Below are 13091 nucleotides of genomic sequence, written 5' to 3'. Positions count from 1 at the left end.
AGATCTGAAACGATTACCGGAAAAGCCGTTTCCGCGAACACGGGTCTAGGAGGGGCACGGCGCGCCGTGCCCCCATTTTTCGCCATCGGCGTATCAACAGGTCAGCGGCACCGCTTCGACGTCGCCCGCATCGCCGATTTCCAGATCCGTTTCCGGCTCGCATCCATCCACAACCATACCACCGGCAGGCGGGTTTGTGAAAGCCTCGGCAATGGCCTCGTCGATGCGGTCCACGGTGACAAAGGACATCGCGTCGCGCACCTCGTCGGGCAGTTCCTCGATGTCGGATTCGTTGCGCTTGGGAAGAATCACGGTTTTCAGGCCGGCGCGGTGGGCTGCCAGGGCCTTCATTTTAATGCCGCCGACCGGAAGCACCCGGCCGCGCAGGGTGATCTCGCCGGTGATGCCCACATCGCTGCGAACCGGTTTGCCGCTGAACAGGCTGGCCAGGGTCATCACCATGGCCACCCCCGCCGAAGGGCCGTCCTTGGGAAGGGCTCCGGCAGGAACGTGCAGATGGACATCGGACTGTTCGAAAACCTCCGGGTCGATGCCCAGCGATGCGGATTGGGTGCGCACGTAGCTCAGCGCGATCTCCGCACTCTCCTTCATCACGTCTCCCAACTGACCGGTCAAGGACAGGCGCCCCTTGCCCGGCATGCGGGAGGCTTCGATGTACAGAATATCTCCGCCCACCGGGGTGACGGCCAGTCCGGTGGCAATTCCCGGAGTGGTAAAGGCCTCTGAGCGTTCGGCTTCGAAGCGCTCTTTTTTCAGGTAGTCGCGCACCATGGCCTCGGTCACCACCACATGCTCCCACCCCTTTTCATTCAGGGATACGATCCCCTTGCGGCAGATGGCGGCGATGTGCCTTTCGAGATTGCGCACCCCGGCCTCGCGGGTATAGTCGTGAACGATCTTCAAAACAGCATCGTCCATGAACGTCACCTCGTCGGTTTGCAGGCTGTGGGCGTCGAGCTGCCGGGGAATCAGGTGCCCCTTGGCGATCTGCAGTTTCTCCAGGTCGGTGTAGCCGTCTATCTGAATGACTTCCATGCGGTCCTTCAGCGGACCGGGGATGGTGTCCATCTGGTTGGCCGTGGCGATGAAAATCACCTCGCTCAGGTCGAAGTCCACATCCAGGTAATGATCGCGAAAGGCGCTGTTTTGGGCCGGGTCCAGCACTTCCAGCAGGGCACTGCTGGGATCGCCGCGCCAGTCCTGGCCGACCTTGTCGATCTCGTCGAGCATGAAGACCGGATTGCGGGTGCCCGCACGTTTGATGGACTGAATGATCCGTCCCGGCATGGCGCCGATGTAGGTCCGGCGATGGCCGCGGATCTCGGCCTCGTCCCGGACGCCGCCCAGACTCATGCGGGTGAACTCACGGCCCAGGGCCCGGGCCACGCTGCGGCCCAGACTGGTCTTGCCGACACCCGGAGGGCCGACCAGGCAGAGAATCACGCCCATGGCGGTCCTGGCTTCGGGCGCGCTGTCTGTTTTTCCCCGGTTTTCCCGGGTTCCCCGGTCCTGGATCAGGCGGCGAACCGCAATGTATTCGATCAGCCGCTCCTTGACTTCTTCCAGGCCGTAATGGTCCTCGTCCAGGATGCGCCGCGCAGTGGGGATATCGCCGTGATCCTCGCTCTGCTCTTCCCAGGGAAGATCGATCAACCAGTCCAGGTAGGTCTTGATGATCGGATATTCGGCCGACTGCGGAGACATGTGCTGCAGGCGCGAAAGCTCCCGCTTTGCCTCTTTGCGGGCTTCGTCGGGCATCATGGACTGTTCGATCTTCTCTTCATACTCATCGGATTCCGACGGGGGTTCTTCGTTCTCACCCAACTCTTCCTGGATGGCCTTGAGCTGCTGCCGCAGAAAATAGTCGCGCTGGGACTTGCTCATCTTCTCCTGCACTTCGGACTTGATCTTCTTGCCGATGTCGAGCACCTCTTTTTCGCGGGCCAGGTGGGAGAGCAGCAGTCGGAACTTCTCGGACACGCTGTCGGCCTCGAGCACCGCCTGGCGCGCCTCGGTTTTCATCGCCATGTTGAAGGCCGTTACATAGGACAGTTGAAGCGGATCCTCGATGCGGGCGACCGTTTCCGCGGCCTCTTTCGGCGCGTTGGGCATCATGGCCAGCACCTCCGTCACCGCTTCCCGCAACTGGCGCTCCAGGGCCTCGAAGGCAACGCCCGACTCGACGACCTCCGGGGCCTGCACCACGCTGGCCTTCAACAGTTGACCGTCCGCCTGCCAGGTGTCGACCTTAAAGCGGCTGATGCCGTTGAGAAGTGCGACCATCACCCCTTCTTCGTTTTTCTTGGCATGCAGGATCTTGGCGATGGTGCCCACCTCGTACAACTGGCCCGGCACCGGGTAATCCACCTCGGGGTCCTTCACGGTCAGCAGCCCCACGATCCCATCGGCTTTCATGGCTTCGTCGATCACCGATGCGACGTTAAAAGAGATCATAAAAGGGGCGCTCATCTGGGGAAAGGCAACCATGTTGCGGATCGGCAAGATGGGAATAACCTCACGGGCTTCCGTTGTCGAAGCACCCGAGGGTTCCCTGTGTTTGCTGTTGGCTTCGTCGAAATCTGTATTCATCGGTTCACCTCTACCGGTTTGATTTTCAATTTATGTTAAACAAATGTTAAACATAATATTGACAATGGCAATTGCTTTTTTTATGTTTTTTGATATGGCAAAGGCACCCACATACACCATTAAATATGTGGCCCACCGGACCGGGCTGAAACCCTATCTGATCCGGAGCTGGGAGGCACGCTACCAGGCGGTCTGCCCCCGGCGGTCGAGCAACCAGCGCCGGTGTTTTACGGACAGCGACATCGAACGGCTTCGCCTGCTGAAGCGGGCCGTGGATCAGGGCCATCCGATTTCCACCGTGGCGAGCCTGAGCGAGGAAGATCTCGCACGACTGCTCAACAAAGCCGGTGAAGCGGACCTTGCCAGAGGCGTTTCCCGGGATGCCGCTATTTTGCCGCCAGCCCCGCATCTTGATTCCGGTCAGGTGTTGGAAGTGGCGCTGTCCCACATCAACCGGCTGGATGCCGCCTCCCTTGAAACCGTGCTCAACGATGCGGCCGTGGAGATGCCCCGCCAGGCCTTTTTGCAGGGTGTGGTCCTGCCCATTTTCGAGAAAATCGGCGACCTGTGGCGCAACGGTAAGATGAAGATCGTCGGCGAGCATCTGGCATCGGTCGTGGTCCGTTCACTTTTATGGGATATGCTGAGAAATGCCGACGTTTCGCAGGAGGCTCCCCGAATCGTGGTGGCCACGCCGGTCGGCCACTGGCATGAATTCGGGGCGCTGGCAGCGGCCGTGGCCGCCTCGGAGTCCGGCTGGCGGGCCGTCTATTTCGGGCCGAATCTGCCGGCCGAGGAGCTTGCTTATACAGCCCGGCAATTGAATGCCCGGGCTTTGGCGCTGAGCCTCTGCCACCGGGTCAAGGACAATCGACTGGCGCCGGAGCTGAGAAAATTGCGCCGCCTGGTGGGAAGCAGACTGCCCATCTTTGTGGGCGGCCCCGGCATCGATATCGTTCCTATCCGCAAACTGCGCTGCGGAATGATTGTGGCGCGGGATTTGGATGAATTTCGGAAGAACCTGGAACGGCTGGGGGGAGTGGAGTGGAGATTGGGTAAAGGCGATCAATGAAAACCGATGCGGCTGCTGTCAATCCCGGCGGCAGGCCTCCCCGCCGCCAACTGCCTGCCGAATGCTGTTGATCAGTTCTTGTGGCGAGCCCGTTTTTGACAAGCAGCGGCAGGCCCCGGCATCCAGCATGGCCTGTTGGATTTCCGGATCTTGATGAATGGTCAGGCCAATGATCTTTGCGTCCGGCAGTTGCCTGAGGATTCGGCTCGTGGCTTTGATGCCGTCTAATTGCGGCATACTGATATCCATAAGAATCACATCAGGGTTCAGCATTCCTGCCAGTTCTACGGCCGCAGCACCATCTGCGGCAGTACCTGTCACCGCGATCCCGGTTTGCTCCTGCAGCAATTTGGACAGGCCTTCACGGATCAATGCGTGATCATCGGCGATCAATACGCTGATTGAGGCACCTTCTTCATCGCTTACGGCAGCATTGACGGATTTCTCCGGCTTTGATTCCGTTGCGATGTCCTCCAATGGCATCTCTTGCATCCTGCTTGAATCCAGGGAGAGATTTCTCGGAACATATAGCGTGACTCCGAATCCCTGACCCGGTCGGCTTTCAATCTCAACGCGCCCGCCTAAAAACTTGATGCGGTCCTCAATATTGAACAGTCCAAACACATATCCTGTGTTTTGTTTGTTTTTCAGCACGTCCAGGTCGCAACCTTTTCCGGTATCCTCGATGGCGATCGAAATCCAGTCCTGATCGGCGCTTGCTCTGACGGCAGCGCAGGTTGCATCCGAATGCTTGACGACATTGAACAGCAATTCACGGACGGAGCGGATCAACATGGAGGATAAAACGGAAGAAGTAATGGAAAGTTCAGCGGCCGTGTCGAGAGTAACGGTCAGGCCGTGCCGTTTCTCCATTTGTCGACATAGCCATTCCAGGGCCGCATTAAAATTTCTTTTTTTCAAAACAGTCGGGTTCATCTCATGGGCAAGATTGCGACACCGGTCGATGCAATCCTCGATGAGCGCATTCAGGTCGTCAATTTTTTCATGTTGACCGTTGTCGGAAAACCGGGTCGTCAGCTGAATTTTCAGGTAGGCCAGCATCTGCTGCAGATCATCGTGCAGGATCCCGGAAAGGCGCTGCCGTTCGCGATTCTCGGCATGGGACAGTTCCAGCGCCAGTTGCCGGATGGAGTCTTTTTGTTTCCGAAGGGCCGTCTCCGTATTTTTGCGATCTTCGATTTCCTGCCGCAGTTGCGCATTTAACCGCAGCAAATCCCGCGTCCGATCTTTGATCACTTGTTCCTGCTTGTTTTGAATTTCCCGGCACATTTCCACCGCCCGGACGCGGTCGGTGATATCCAGAGTAAGTTCAACCATGCCAATGATTTGGCCATCGCTGTCAAAAACGGGGGAAGCGCTGACATGCCAGCAGCGGCCATCCGGTGTATGGGTTTCCTGGGATTGCGGCTTTCCGGTCTCGCGGGAGCGGTTTACCGGGCAATTATTACAGGGGGTCGACCGGTTTGCCCAGATTTCATAGCAGTGCTTACCGATGACCTGATCAAGGTCCAGCTCGACAGACTGGCAGGCCGCCCGATTGGCCCAAAGCACACGCATCTTCATATCGTGATAGACAACATGCTCGATGAGCGTGTCCAGAATTTTCCTTTGTGTCTGATGATCTTGTCGCCACATTGGCATTATCACCTGAATTTTGCGTGGAAATTGGAACAAAGTGTAAATTGAATAGTATACCTGAAGAGTATGGTCGCTTTTGCCGCGTAGGGCAATACTTAACCGGTAAAATCTATAGCAGCCATCTCTTCTATTCGATTTCCATGCAAGATTCAGGTGTCAATCTTTTTGGATAAATGGGAAACGCGGTCGGAATTTTCTATTGGGGGTCAGATCCCCGCAGATTAACGCGGGTTGGTTTACTTGATGGTGTATCCGGATGCCCGCCACATCCCATCCTTGTCCATCATCGGCGTAACGGTTTCGATTCCGGATTTCTTCTTTTCGAACAAGCTTTCAAATTGAATGACGGCATATTCGCCGTCGGGTGCTCCGGGCAGGGAGGCGGTATAGGATGAGCTCTTCAATTTCCTTGAAACGAGTTCGCCAAGGGGCTTGCGTACGGACCGAACCGCCTGTTACCACCGTTCCTGTTTGACCGCTTGCCTGAAGAATTCGGACGGTTCCTGCAAACTCTCCGAATAGTTGCCGTTGTCAACGATGGTGAGCCATCTTTCTGCCGATGCGACGGCTGATTGTTGCTTTTCGGTTTCATTGGCCATGGCAATGGCTGCACCAAGAATAAGCCAGATAACGATGAAGCAGAATATTCGTTTCAAAAAGTCCTTCCTTTGCTACCAATCGGTTGCTGACGGACGGGAACCGGATGCCAGATCATTGTTTTTGCCGAGCATATCAAAGCCTGGCAACCAATGCGTTCACCGGCGACCATAAAGAGGGTAGGTTAGTGCGCATTCAGAAATAGGAAAATTTGGTCGAGATCGAGGCGCACGAAAAATTTTACCGCAGTCATATGGTTGATATTTCGAGGATAAAATTTTTCGCGCAACAAAGATATCGGGCAAATTGGCCATTTCTGGATGGGCACTAGGTTTTCAGCCACTTATACATTACAAACGCATCGACGTTGCCTTTCAAAGGGTGCTTGAATGCTTTTGGCAGCCGGCCGACGATTTCAAACCCCAGCTTTTGCCACAGCCGAACGGCACCTTCGTTGGTCGACGCGACGAAATTGAACTGCATGGCTTCGTATCCAAGTTCGCGTGCCACTTGCTGGGAGTGTTCGCACATGGCCGTCGCCACGCCTTTGCCGCGGGAAGTGGGCGGGACCATATAGCCGCAGTTGCAGACATGGCTGCCGGGGCCGGCGTGGTTGGTTTTGATGTAGTACGTTCCCAATATGCCTTCTTCACCCTCCGCCACGAAGGTTTTGCGAGGCTTTTCCATCCATAGTTTTTCTCCGTCTTTCTTCGTCACATCGCGGGGGTACGCATATGTTTCGCCGGCGGATGCAATTTCATGGAAGATGGGCCAAATCTTTTCAAAGTCCGATTTTGTTGCTTCGCGAATCAGCACGGTAGGTTTCCTTTGCAGGCAATGAATTCCCCTTTTCCTACCGGTACAAGGCAGGTCGTGTATTCGGAACGGTTGATGAAGAATTCCATAAATTCTTTAAGCTCTTCTTCGTGAGAAACAGCATTGTCACATATCATCATTCCGCCCTGCTTTAAAAGCCTCAGAATATGGGGGATGAAAGAGGTGTACAAGGATCTGTCCGCATCAAGAAAAATGATGTCGAATTCTTCCCCCAACTCGTTGAGGAGAGTAGAGGCATTTCCGATCAGAAGCCGAATCCTTTCAAGCAGGTTCGTTCTTCCAAAGTTTGTTTTAGCTTCGTTGGACTTCTGCTCGGAAATTTCGATGGTGGTAACGGTGCCGTTTTCGGGCAAAGCGGAGGCTAACCAGAGGGTCGAATACCCGTTGGAAGTTCCGATTTCCAGGATGTTTTTGGCTTTTGTCGATTTTACGAGAACCGTAAAGAACTCCCCGGTGTCCCTGGTGATATTGAGGTATTTTTTTGATTTGTCCGTTTGGGTGATATCGTTTTCAGCCCCTGCCTTTTCAAGTTCATTCAATACGTTTTGTAATTCCATGTTCGTCAACAGCCTCTGGTTAAATGCTAACTCTCAGCTGATATCCGTCAGCTTTATAATTGACCCATCTTTAAAAATAAATTCATTTTGTTGCATACAATCTCCATGACAGGTTTGTTTAACACCGGAGGCAGCGTCTTGTCCGCTATGATATTTTTTTAAAGGATGGGAAACTGGACAGTTCCTTGATTCCGTCGGGGGTATTGATAAGAGCGGTCATATACGGGACTGCATTTTTGGGCAGCGCATGGATCTTGACAAGATCTGATGCGCCAATGGACGACAGCGCAGACTGCAGCCATTGTGGATAGGAGTGATAAATTTCCAAACCGGAAAGGCGACAGCCGAGATCCGCCATGTTTGCGGACGGATGCTCGTCTGTCTGCCATTCGATCGCATAGGGCAGCATCCCCCCGGCCAGGAGCCTGCCATCGTCAGGAAGCCCGAAATACCAGTTTAAATTCCCGCGGCTGACCAACTCCGCTTTCCCAAGTGAAAATGTCGATTGCCGCATCAGTTCCTCGATGCTCTGCGTATTCACCACCCATGTCAGCAAGGACGGCTGCTGTTCGATCCGCTGCCGGATAAAGCCATCATCCAGGCCGAACCATCTCGGACGGTCTGGCGGTTCGCTGTTATGATTCACAGCGATGATTTCAAGAAAAGCATCGTCGCCAAGCTGCATCAGGTGGTTATGGGTGCCCATCTTGGGATGCACACCGCCATAGGGAATATCGACGCCCAGGAGATCTTTCACATAATTGACGCCTTCTGCGAGCGTCCTGGCTCCGATGACGAGATGATCGATCCGGGTTTGCATAATTATTTTCACGCAAAATTCAGGTCAAGCTTCCTTGTTCCAAGGCAGCTCTTCAGGCGTTGAATTCCGCCACTCTTCAACGATTCTTTGCGCTTCGGTAAAGTCTGAATCGTGAACAAGAATCTGGCCCCAACCATATTGAGCCTGGAAAAGGCCATCATAGGCAGTATCGTGAAACGATTTTATTTCTGCAATGATTCCATGTTCCTCCAAAACAGATTTGATTACATTTGCTTCCGCTTGGTTTTCAGGCTTCATCAAGGTTTTCAAGGTGTATTTCCCCTTACTTTTAATGGATGGCTGACAGACAGGGGCGCAGGAGATTTTCCGGTGCATCCCATCCAACTGCCTGTCACTCTGTATTATAGTCACGAATCAATGTTTTGTCCTCTTTTCGCTTTTCCCCCAGGCTTCTGCAACAATAGGATTTTTTGTAAAAAATTGATCGCGCACATTCTCATCAACATGATTAAGCGGGCAGGCAAAATTCATACATTGTGAACACATGAAATTGATCAAGGTCATAAAGAAGCCGATGGTTGTCATAGAGTAGACAATCAGGAAAAATAGCTGCCTGCTGAGAATTAGAAAGACCGGAGGATATCCCCAGACAATAACAAAGCCGCCAAAAAAAGCAATTTTTTCAGCAATTGTCATGGGGCCGGGCCGATATTTCCATAATTTGGGAGACCCGTAATTTGCCCAGCATTTTAAAGATGTCAACGATTCGGCATAGTGAGGGCAGTGGGAGCACATCACACGAATTTCAATAAATCCAAAAAACGCAATATCGAAGATTATCCAGGGGATCAGCAGCCAGCCGTTTACATGATAGATTCCAGCACCGCCAAGCAGAAAAGGAGGAAATGCAATGATAAGGAAATGGATCCAATCTTTCAGGCTGAAATGGCAGTGAAGATCATTACTGACGGAGCAGTCGTCACAAGAATCCGATCCACAGGTTGCTATGGGCTTTTTGGAGTCCAGAAACATCATGATAACGACCCCAATTTATCATTCCTTACGGTATATATTGCCACCTTCTCGGTTTTACCTCTGGGTTGTATTTCTCCCTGATAGTCGAATATGAATTCCGCCGCGTTCGAAATCTCGTCTTTCATTTTCCCAGAAATAACAAGCCTGTCTCCGTAGGTCTTTGAAAGCTCGAGTAGACGGGCGGCCGTGTTTAGCGGGTCGCCGTGATAGGCGATTTCACGTTTGATGTCACCGACCTCCGTTGCTGTCACCACGCCTGCATCGATTCCTCCCCGGAAAAGCGGCACGACCCCATACTTTTTTTCGTACAAGGCCTTTCTGCTCGACAATTTCTCCTTGAAGTCAAAGAAGGCACGCAAGGATTGCAATGGGGTATCACGGACTTGATTTTTCCACGAGAGGACGACCTCATCGCCCACGAACTGGTAGATCTGAGCCCTGTAATCAAGGACAACCTCATTAAGGTCGTAGTAGCACTGGCGCAGGAAACGGCTGTATTTTTCGGGGCCGAGCCGCTCGGCAATGGTGGTAGACGCCTTAAGGTCCAGAAAAAGGAAGATCCGGTCCTGCATGCGGGGATGCCGGTAGTAGCCGGTAAAAAGGGCGGACAAATTCCCCGGGCCGACCTTTCTTCTCACTTCCATGATGAAATTGATCATCAGAATACACATCGTGAGCCACAGGGAGGCCGAAATCAGGAATTTTGGAGTGGTCGAACCGATGATCGAAGCCAGTTCTTCGGGAGAGAAAAGGAACAGACGAAATACAAGCATCACGCAGGTGCACGCGAACGCAAAACTCAGGAGGTACAAAAGGCTTTTTAAAACAATGATGCTCCCAACGGGAAGCCTTCTCACTCGGGGGGTGTCGCTCCAGGCGTTTACGACGGCAAGGAGCAGGCCGAAGCTCAAACTGAGAATCAGGTTCTCCCAATGAACGCCCGGACCCGTCACATAGTCTCTATAGGCGTTGTCTGCAAGATAGTCCGAGATGCCCCATGCCGCCGCCAGGTAAAACAGGTAGACGGAAATCGCAAACAGAACCAGGATAATGATGCTATCCCACAGAACGAATCTTTTTTTCGTTTTCATCACCACTGTATGTGCAATCCATTTTTGTCAACACGCGCCGAGGGGCTGATTATCCTGCGATCAGGTGTTGATAAGCGCGGGCCCTCGCTAATATTTCCTCAAAATGGCTATTTTGCCCCCAAAAGTAGCCGTTTAAAGGGCTTTTAAAGGCATCTTTTTTACCTTTTGAGCTTTTATATCAACGGGTTAATTTGGTGCGACCCCGTTTCAGGCCCAAATTTCATAGGAAATCTCTCTCATGGCGACGATGGGTGATATGTCTGATAAATCCTGGGATAAAGTTGATAAGTGATTGCCCTCGCCCATATTCCTTTAGAATGGGTATTTTTCCCCAAAAAGTGGTCGTTTAAGGCACTTTTGAAGGTATTTTTTTAACCATTTATCCCTTTGTTTCAATGGGTTGATTTGGTGCGACCCCAGTCCAGACCAAAAGGCTTCCACAAAGCTATGCAGAAATTTCAGAAGGCGAAAAACTAATATCCAGGGAAAATGACACGGCCTTTTGCATCCGGTGAATTGGGTGGTTAATTTTTATTCTTCTTTCTTATCGCTTTGAATTCAGAATCATCACCTTCATGAATAAACAAACGGCCAATTAAAACATCCACTTCAATTGATGCGAATCCTCTCCCTAAAGCAGGATCCATCTCATCGTTTCCTTCCCAAGAAAATTCTACAAAATCTTTATTATCCTTCTTGGAAAACCGACAATCCATTGACCCGCGGACGTAGCCGAATTGGAACAGGCCCATTTCATGCGCATTGAATTCGATGTATCCTGGGACTTCAGCGTCTATAAATTCTTTGTCCCACATTTCCATTTCTACTATTCTCCAATATCCATAAAATTGATTTTTTGCCATAATAGTTCTAACTCTATATTGAAAATAAAAATTATTAGTGAGAAGATTTCATCAATATCAAGAATATGCAGGATTTTCCAAATTTTTTATAACCTATCGAAAGCTTAATTCAAAAATAATTTTATACCGCAAATGCACCCAATCTTTCAGGCTGAAATGGCAGTGAAGACTCCTGTTGACGGTGCAGGCCTCGCAAGAAACTGATTCACAGGTTGCTATGGGTTTTTTGGAATCTAAAAACATCGTCATAACGGCTCCATTGAAAATATGGTCCTTGGGATCTAAAGACGTCTCTCAGTGTCTAAACGATGGAACCGGTCAAATACAGGTGCTGGAAAAGAAATCTATATATTGAGATAATTAAGGTCGTCCCCGATTTTCCACTTTCAGTCGAATCATTGAAACCACCCGGATCAGATTGCAACGGATCTGGCCCATAGCAGCCCAATTATTGGAACAATCTTGATAAGAATCCATAAGCCCGATTTGTCCCGATCATGCCACCTCCAAATGGTTCAACTTCCAGTGACATTGTGGGAAAATGTGCGCTTTTCCTGCCCCATTTTGTCTGATTCAGCCCTTGCCGATTTCGCTCACAAACTGTGCGACCTTCTCTTCGGCAACCGGAGTATTCAATTGGCTCTCCGAGATGATCATACGCGCGATGGGCCACTGACCGCAAACCGTGGCCATGTTTTGCAATGCCCACTTCCCACCAATGCCGCCCTGCGTGCTGAAAAACGCTACGCGCTCGAGCGAGGCGCGCTGTTGGCTCAAATACGCACGCACCGGCGAGGATAGTCGGGCGGCCCAGACGGGCGTACCCACCACAACCAAATCGTATTCGCTGGGATCATGCTTGGGCGGTGTGATACTACTGCGCAGGCCCAAAAGACCTTCAATTGCTGAGCGAGGGCGTCCCAAACCTGTGTCCCGGTTAAAGGTATCTTCAATGGCTTCAAGATCGGCGTCATGCGCAGCGGTTATGGCTTCAGCTATCTGCCGGGTGTGGCCGGTCAGTGAATAATAAACGACGAGTGTGTTTGACATGTGATAGACCTCCGGTGAGGCAGTAATAAGAACAGAAAATGCCCTAAGTTCATGGTGCGATCTTCGTTCTTACACTCCTATTTTCAGGCGCCCTCAAACGATTTAATCAGCGGCAGGGAAGTTAAGGGACGTCTCTCAGTATCTAAACAATGGAAACATTCAAATACAGGTGCTGAAAAATAAATCTGTATATCGAGAAAATTAAGGTTGTAACTTTCTCTTCCCATTTCACCCTATTGTTCTTCTCTCTATGGTCCCGCAAGCGGCGCCAGATAAAAGCCTTTTGCCTCAATGCGGATAACGTGGTGGCCAGCAAAGCGCCCGATGAAAGAAAAGGACCGTTCTCCCGGCCCTACCTGCCCTTCCACCGCTAAAGTGACTTCTTTGAAGGGTCCGAGGAGCGCCGGGGCCTCCAGATTCCACTTCCGGATTACGATTGAACCGGACAGGGTCGTCCATTCCAACGACAGCCGCCCCTGGTACAGGTAGGTTCCGCTGCCGCCGTTGACAGACCCGCCGGTGATCACGACCACGCCACTCTCTTCGCCGTCCCCGGAATACAGCCTCAGATGATAAATGCCGTTTTCCATTAAAGATGATTTCAATTATCGAATGTGCTGATCTTGAAAAATAGATATACCCATAAATTTTGAGGCCCAAGCGTACTGATAAAGGGAAGGGCTAATTGCGTACCCGCTAAAAAAATTTCAAAGTTAGTAAGGAAAGATGAATGCTCAAAAGTTGAGGCGCGCAGGTAATATTTTTCACGCTCTTTGGTCCCAATTCTCAAAGAATCAGTTGCGACGAGGTATGATCTATCTATTATCGACTGAAAATTATCCCAAGCTTTTATCGCAATATGAATCGGAACACCTTCTTGAAAGATCGGCCCCTCTAACTTTAGAGAAAATTCTTCCATGTGCCTCCTCAAATCCTAAC

Annotated in this window: 15 protein-coding genes and 1 pseudogene; 1 reads left to right on the top strand and 15 read right to left on the bottom strand. The window is 51.6% G+C overall.

Features of this window, described 5'->3' with window-relative positions:
* Nucleotides 1-93 precede the first annotated feature (93 nt).
* Complete coding sequence (gene lon, locus GN111_RS17185; protein ID WP_155304924.1) at nucleotides 94-2610, bottom strand: endopeptidase La; 2517 nt, start codon at nucleotides 2608-2610, stop codon at nucleotides 94-96.
* Nucleotides 2611-2704: 94 nt separating this feature from the next.
* On the opposite strand from lon, the gene GN111_RS17180 reads away from it, so the two are divergent.
* Nucleotides 2705-3682: a MerR family transcriptional regulator gene (locus GN111_RS17180; protein ID WP_170302345.1), complete on the top strand. Its 978-nt coding sequence runs from the start codon at nucleotides 2705-2707 to the stop codon at nucleotides 3680-3682.
* A gap of 18 nt (nucleotides 3683-3700) precedes the next feature.
* Here GN111_RS17180 and GN111_RS17175 read toward each other — a convergent pair whose 3' ends face one another.
* The 14 genes and pseudogenes from GN111_RS17175 to GN111_RS17115 form a co-directional block, all read right to left on the bottom strand.
* Complete coding sequence (locus GN111_RS17175) at nucleotides 3701-5338, bottom strand: response regulator (protein WP_170302344.1); 1638 nt, start codon at nucleotides 5336-5338, stop codon at nucleotides 3701-3703.
* A gap of 239 nt (nucleotides 5339-5577) precedes the next feature.
* Nucleotides 5578-5781 (bottom strand): annotated as a pseudogene (locus GN111_RS17170) (DUF4019 domain-containing protein); the annotation flags it as partial.
* 15 nt (nucleotides 5782-5796) lie between these two features.
* Nucleotides 5797-5997 carry a DUF4019 domain-containing protein gene (locus tag GN111_RS17165; protein ID WP_155304920.1) on the bottom strand — a complete coding sequence of 67 codons (201 nt, stop codon included), beginning with the start codon at nucleotides 5995-5997 and terminating at the stop codon, nucleotides 5797-5799.
* A gap of 268 nt (nucleotides 5998-6265) precedes the next feature.
* The gene (locus GN111_RS17160) at nucleotides 6266-6754 is read right to left on the bottom strand and encodes a GNAT family N-acetyltransferase (protein WP_155304919.1); all 489 of its coding nucleotides are present in this window, start codon (nucleotides 6752-6754) and stop codon (nucleotides 6266-6268) included.
* Complete coding sequence (locus tag GN111_RS17155; protein WP_155304918.1) at nucleotides 6748-7332, bottom strand: O-methyltransferase; 585 nt, start codon at nucleotides 7330-7332, stop codon at nucleotides 6748-6750. Before GN111_RS17155 ends, GN111_RS17160 begins: the two co-directional genes overlap by 7 nt.
* A gap of 145 nt (nucleotides 7333-7477) precedes the next feature.
* Nucleotides 7478-8152, bottom strand: a complete 675-nt coding sequence (locus tag GN111_RS17150) for a VOC family protein (protein WP_155304917.1) — start codon at nucleotides 8150-8152, stop codon at nucleotides 7478-7480.
* Nucleotides 8153-8176: 24 nt separating this feature from the next.
* A complete protein-coding gene (locus tag GN111_RS17145; protein ID WP_155304916.1) occupies nucleotides 8177-8422 on the bottom strand; it encodes a putative signal transducing protein in 246 nt (81 codons plus the stop codon).
* A 105-nt stretch (nucleotides 8423-8527) separates the two neighbouring features.
* A complete protein-coding gene (locus GN111_RS17140; protein WP_155304915.1) occupies nucleotides 8528-9148 on the bottom strand; it encodes a hypothetical protein in 621 nt (206 codons plus the stop codon).
* Complete coding sequence (locus GN111_RS17135; RefSeq protein WP_155304914.1) at nucleotides 9145-10239, bottom strand: adenylate/guanylate cyclase domain-containing protein; 1095 nt, start codon at nucleotides 10237-10239, stop codon at nucleotides 9145-9147. The genes GN111_RS17140 and GN111_RS17135 overlap by 4 nt, the downstream gene beginning before the upstream one ends.
* A 524-nt stretch (nucleotides 10240-10763) precedes the next feature.
* Nucleotides 10764-11102 carry a hypothetical protein gene (locus GN111_RS17130; protein WP_155304913.1) on the bottom strand — a complete coding sequence of 113 codons (339 nt, stop codon included), beginning with the start codon at nucleotides 11100-11102 and terminating at the stop codon, nucleotides 10764-10766.
* Between the two features lie 413 nt (nucleotides 11103-11515).
* Nucleotides 11516-11614 carry a DUF805 domain-containing protein gene (locus GN111_RS34600; RefSeq protein WP_435050934.1) on the bottom strand — a complete coding sequence of 33 codons (99 nt, stop codon included), beginning with the start codon at nucleotides 11612-11614 and terminating at the stop codon, nucleotides 11516-11518.
* A 61-nt stretch (nucleotides 11615-11675) separates the two neighbouring features.
* Complete coding sequence (locus tag GN111_RS17125; protein ID WP_155304912.1) at nucleotides 11676-12152, bottom strand: flavodoxin family protein; 477 nt, start codon at nucleotides 12150-12152, stop codon at nucleotides 11676-11678.
* A 248-nt stretch (nucleotides 12153-12400) separates the two neighbouring features.
* The gene (locus GN111_RS17120) at nucleotides 12401-12757 is read right to left on the bottom strand and encodes a GrlR family regulatory protein (RefSeq protein WP_155304911.1); all 357 of its coding nucleotides are present in this window, start codon (nucleotides 12755-12757) and stop codon (nucleotides 12401-12403) included.
* Nucleotides 12754-13071, bottom strand: coding sequence for a hypothetical protein (locus GN111_RS17115; protein ID WP_176603294.1), 318 nt, complete (start codon nucleotides 13069-13071; stop codon nucleotides 12754-12756). Before GN111_RS17115 ends, GN111_RS17120 begins: the two co-directional genes overlap by 4 nt.
* Between the last annotated feature and the right edge of the window lie 20 nt (nucleotides 13072-13091).

Origin of the sequence: Desulfosarcina widdelii, from assembly GCF_009688965.1 — a bacterium.
GTDB classification, from domain to species: domain Bacteria; phylum Desulfobacterota; class Desulfobacteria; order Desulfobacterales; family Desulfosarcinaceae; genus Desulfosarcina; species Desulfosarcina widdelii.
Note: the sequence above shows the minus strand (reverse complement) of the source record. Positions and strands in the feature narration are given on the sequence as shown.

Excerpts from the sequence above, each read along its gene's own strand:
- lon (WP_155304924.1), bottom strand. The coding sequence starts at position 2,610 with ATGAATACAGATTTCGACGAAGCCAACAGCAAACACAGGGAACCCTCG.
- GN111_RS17180 (WP_170302345.1), top strand. The coding sequence starts at position 2,705 with ATGGCAAAGGCACCCACATACACCATTAAATATGTGGCCCACCGGACC.
- GN111_RS17175 (WP_170302344.1), bottom strand. The coding sequence starts at position 5,338 with ATGTGGCGACAAGATCATCAGACACAAAGGAAAATTCTGGACACGCTC.
- GN111_RS17155 (WP_155304918.1), bottom strand. The coding sequence starts at position 7,332 with ATGGAATTACAAAACGTATTGAATGAACTTGAAAAGGCAGGGGCTGAA.
- GN111_RS17150 (WP_155304917.1), bottom strand. The coding sequence starts at position 8,152 with ATGCAAACCCGGATCGATCATCTCGTCATCGGAGCCAGGACGCTCGCA.
- GN111_RS17140 (WP_155304915.1), bottom strand. The coding sequence starts at position 9,148 with ATGATGTTTCTGGACTCCAAAAAGCCCATAGCAACCTGTGGATCGGAT.
- GN111_RS17135 (WP_155304914.1), bottom strand. The coding sequence starts at position 10,239 with ATGAAAACGAAAAAAAGATTCGTTCTGTGGGATAGCATCATTATCCTG.
- GN111_RS17130 (WP_155304913.1), bottom strand. The coding sequence starts at position 11,102 with ATGGCAAAAAATCAATTTTATGGATATTGGAGAATAGTAGAAATGGAA.
- GN111_RS17125 (WP_155304912.1), bottom strand. The coding sequence starts at position 12,152 with ATGTCAAACACACTCGTCGTTTATTATTCACTGACCGGCCACACCCGG.
- GN111_RS17115 (WP_176603294.1), bottom strand. The coding sequence starts at position 13,071 with ATGGAAGAATTTTCTCTAAAGTTAGAGGGGCCGATCTTTCAAGAAGGT.